The 4,251-nt window shown below is 45.8% G+C and carries 3 protein-coding genes; 2 read left to right on the top strand and 1 reads right to left on the bottom strand.

The annotated features are described in order from the left end of the window. The first annotated feature begins 224 nt into the window (after window positions 1–224). Together ACTHUE_RS11745 and ACTHUE_RS11740 are read left to right on the top strand one after the other, a co-directional pair. Window positions 225–1,016, top strand: a complete 792-nt coding sequence (locus tag ACTHUE_RS11745; RefSeq protein ID WP_070460121.1) for a fimb protein — start codon at window positions 225–227, stop codon at window positions 1,014–1,016. A 260-nt stretch (window positions 1,017–1,276) separates the two neighbouring features. Continuing rightward, window positions 1,277–2,836, top strand: coding sequence for a TerC family protein (locus ACTHUE_RS11740; protein WP_049331125.1), 1,560 nt, complete (start codon window positions 1,277–1,279; stop codon window positions 2,834–2,836). A 63-nt stretch (window positions 2,837–2,899) separates the two neighbouring features. Here the strand turns inward: ACTHUE_RS11740 and ACTHUE_RS11735 are convergent, their stop codons facing one another. After that, window positions 2,900–4,003, bottom strand: a complete 1,104-nt coding sequence (locus tag ACTHUE_RS11735; protein ID WP_070460125.1) for an anhydro-N-acetylmuramic acid kinase — start codon at window positions 4,001–4,003, stop codon at window positions 2,900–2,902. Between the last annotated feature and the right edge of the window lie 248 nt (window positions 4,004–4,251).

Here is a 4,251-nt window from a genome sequence, read left to right as displayed (position 1 = left end):
CCTGGTTCGAGCCCAGGTCGGGGAGCCAAATTTTAAAACCACCATGTTACATGGTGGTTTTTATTTTATCTATTTATTAGTATTTTTAATATATTGATAATGCGTGGTGAGATGATTGCAGTTAATGCTTCAATTTTCAGACGGCCTACCAGCATATTTAAATATCTCATTTATTTTTTTAGCTACATAATATTTATAGAAGAAATAATATCTTATTGTTATCTATGGAAAACGCACATACATTACATTCTTCACCACGCTTTCGGTTCGCATTAAAAAATGCGGCATGGCATTTGTTGATTAGTCTGATTTTGGCAGGATTGGCCGCTTTGTTAGTATTTGGAGTTTGGTATCCTTATCCGTATGCCGAGCTGACAGGCGGATTGGCTTTATATAAACTGGTCATTTCAGTAGATATTGTTTGCGGCCCGTTGCTGACTTTGATTCTTGCCAGTCCGAGCAAAAAACTTAAAGAGAGGATTGTTGATTTTTCCTTAATCGGCATGATTCAGCTGGCTGCTTTAATTTATGGTTTGTGCAACGTATCTTTGGCGCGTCCAGTGGTTTCCGCATTCGAAACCGATAGGATAAATGTGGTAACTGCTGCAGAAATTGATGTAAATGATTTGAGCCATGCTCCGAAGGATTTGCAGGATTTATCTTGGTTTGGCGTACGCCGTGTTGGGTTGCGTGAAGCGATGAGCCCGGACGAAGCTAACCAAGGTCTTGATTTGTCTTTGAAAGGTGTTGAACCAAGTATGAGGCCTTCTTGGTGGTTGCCAGATTCGCAGCAGGAACGTGAGAAAATTCGTAAAGCAATGAAACCGTTGTCTGTCTTGGCAAAAGCCCGTGGCATGAATGAGGAGTCAATTTTGGAACAGGCTTCGCTGAGAAATGATGGGAAAGAGTTGTATTTCTTGCCATTTACCAGTGCGCGAAGTAAAGAATGGGTTGTGATATTGAATGAGCAGGCAGATTTTTTGGGTTATGCGCCGATTGATGGTTTTATCAAGTAAGAAAAGGTCGTCTGAAAGCTGGTAAGTGCTGGTATAGGCTGTTTTTAAAAGAAAATATGCTGTTAGACTTTGCCTTTCTTTCTTCAAACTGATAAACTGTTTGCCATTATTGTTGACCGAGGCATAAATTTTTCATGAAAGACGCAGAGCAGAGTAGTTGTTATACCGCTTCTTTCCCTTTATTTATGCCCGAACTTTGGCAGTCTGTCCGTTTTAAGCGGAACGGCTGCCTTTTTGTATTTTAAAGGAACACAATCATTATGGATTTCAGTTGGTTGGCAGAGCCGCATACTTGGATAGGCTTTGCCACGCTTCTGGTTTTGGAAGTTGTTTTAGGTATTGATAACCTTGTTTTCGTAGCAATTTTGGCAAACAAGGTCAAACCGTCGCAACGGGATAGGGCGCGGATAACGGGCTTGGGTTTGGCTGTCGTTATTCGGATTTTCATGTTGGGCTTCATGGCGCACATCATGACGCTGACTCGACCTTTGTTTGAGTTGGGCGGCTTGGAGATTTCCGGCAAAGACATGATTATGTTTGCCGGCGGTATTTTCCTGCTTTATAAAGCGACTACTGAGCTGCACGAACGCCTTGAGGGCCACAATCAATTTGCGGTTGCTGAAGGACAGAAGAAGCATTCTTCTTTTTGGGGCGTTGTGGCGCAAATCTTGATTTTGGATGCAGTTTTCTCTATCGATTCTGTTATTACGGCAGTGGCGATGGTGGATCATATTGTGGTGGCAATGGGTGCGGTTGTTGTGGCGATGACGGTGATGATTTCTGCCAGCAAACCGTTGACTGCCTTTGTGGACAAGCATCCAACCGTTGTGATGTTGTGTTTGGGTTTCTTGTTGATGATTGGTTTCAGCCTGATTGCAGAAGCCTTCCATTTCCATATTCCGAAAGGCTATTTGTATGCGGCGATTGGCTTCTCGATTTTGATCGAACTGTTTAATCAGGTTTCGCAAAAGAATGCCCGTAAAAATGACTATATCAGCACTTCTTGGCGTAAGCGTACCGCTGAAAATGTGTTGGGCATGATGGGTATCCGCGAAAGCATTTTGGCAAAAGCAGGCGACAACGGCGGCGATGACGAGCATTTTGAAGAAAACGAAAAATCCATGATTCGCAGCGTGCTGACTTTGGCGGAACGCCCGATTATGGGCGTGATGATTCCGCGTCGGGAAATCGAGAAATTGGATATTTCCCAAAGTCGGGAAGAACAAAATGCGCAGTTGAAAAATACGCCGTATAGCCGTTTGTTGGTTGTCGGTAAGGCAGGTGTAGATGAGCCTTTGGGCTATATCAGTAAAAAAGATTTGCTGAACCAGCTGCTTGAATCGGGAGAAATCAATATTCAGACGGCCTTGCGCCAGCCATTGATTTTGCCGGACAGTACGACGGCGTTAAATGCGATTGAATTGTTCCGTCAAAGCAGCGCGGATTATGCGTTGGTGGTGGATGAATTTGGCGCGGTGTTGGGTATGGTGACCATGAAAGATTTGTTGGAAACCATTGCCGGTGAGTTCCCAGAGGAATTCGAGCGTGAGGAAGAAGAAGCTGCTCCAGCCAGCCAGGATGAAACGCTGTCTGTGGATGGTGCATTGGAGTATGTGGAATTGGCTTCCCAGTTAAATCTGCCTGCTCAAGAAGAAGATGCGGACTTCCATACTGTTGCCGGCTTGATTATGGAAGAATTGCAAAGTATTCCTGATGTGGGCGACTTCATCGATTATCATGGCTGGCGTTTTGAAGTGGTTGAGAAGGACGGACAACGGATTGCCCGTGTGAAAATCAATCGTTTGCCGGAAGAAGAATAAGGAAAGGCTAATATAGTAAAGGCCGTCTGAAAATGTTCAGACGGCCTTTTTATTGATTTAACTTTAGTTGCCGTAATGTCCTGAGCCTAAAATTCGGTGTGAATGTGCGCCGGTTGCATGGTGGGGATTGCTCGGGACTTGATTGCACCAACAGGCTGCAAGCCAGGCAAAAGCGGCGGCTTCCACCCATTGCGGGTCAAGATGGAGCTTGGCTGTACTGTGCAATTTGGTGTCGGGAGAAAACAGGGTTTCCAAGTCTTGCATCAAAACAGGATTGCGGATGCCGCCGCCGCAGATATAAAGATGATGAATCACCGGAGCAGCTTGTTTGGCCGCGTCAAAAATGGTTTGTGCGGTATAAAAGACCAATGTACGTATCACATCTTCCGGCTTTTCATTACCTTTCAGATGGCCTTGAAGCCAGCTTAGGGAAAACAACTCTCGGCCTGTACTTTTGGGATAAGGGCGGCTGAAATAAGGATGGTCGAGCAGGGAAGCGAGCAGATCAGGGAGGATTTTGCCTTGTGCAGCTTTTTCCCCGTTTTTGTCGTAAGGCTGCTGCCAAATATGTTGCATCCATGCATCCATCAGCATATTGCCGGGGCCGGTATCGAAGCCGAAAGAAGGGCTGTCGTGTGGGAGGATACTGATATTGGAAATACCGCCAATGTTGAGTACGGCGCGGGTTTCATTCGCATCTTGAAACAGCGCTTCGTGAAAGGCTGGAACGAGGGGTGCACCTTGGCCGTTGCAGGCAAGGTCGCGGCTGCGAAAGTCGCCGACAGTGAAAATGCCGGTCAGTTCAGCTAACAGGGAGAGGTTGACCAGTTGAATGCTGTAACCGTGTTCAGGCGCATGGCGGATGGTTTGTCCGTGGCAGCCGATCGCGGCAATGTCTTTGGCCGACAGGTTTTGTTCTGCCAATAGTTGTTGGACGGTTTGGGCGTATAGGCGGCTGAGTGTTTGCGCCAGGATATTGCTTCTGTGCAATTCATTTTCGCCTATGTCTTGCAGTGCCAACAATTCTTGGCGCAGGCCGTCTGAATAGGGTAGAAAGCTGTGGGCAACGGCTCGTTGCCATTGCTTGCCCTGCATTTGAATCAGTACGGCATCGGCACCGTCCATGCTGGTTCCTGACATGATGCCGATATAGTATTGGGGTTGCATTTCGGTTACAGAAAGAGAAGGTAAAACGACATTTTAACGCCTTTTGACGTTTTTACGGGAATTTCGGCATTTAATGTAAATAGTTGGTGCAAGAAAGATTACAAAAAGGTTAAAATAACGCGACTCAACATGTTTTCCAAAAGGAAACTTTCCATGGCTCAAACTCAGTCGAGTGCGAACTTGAAGCTGATTAATACGGTTTTTGCCGCTATGCTTGTGAGCATGGTCGGCTATTTTATTTATTGGGG

The sequence above is a fragment of the Neisseria sp. P0021.S005 genome (genome assembly GCF_051956955.1).
The sequence above is the reverse complement of the archived record's forward strand: the minus strand, read 5'-3'. Positions and strand labels throughout refer to the sequence as shown.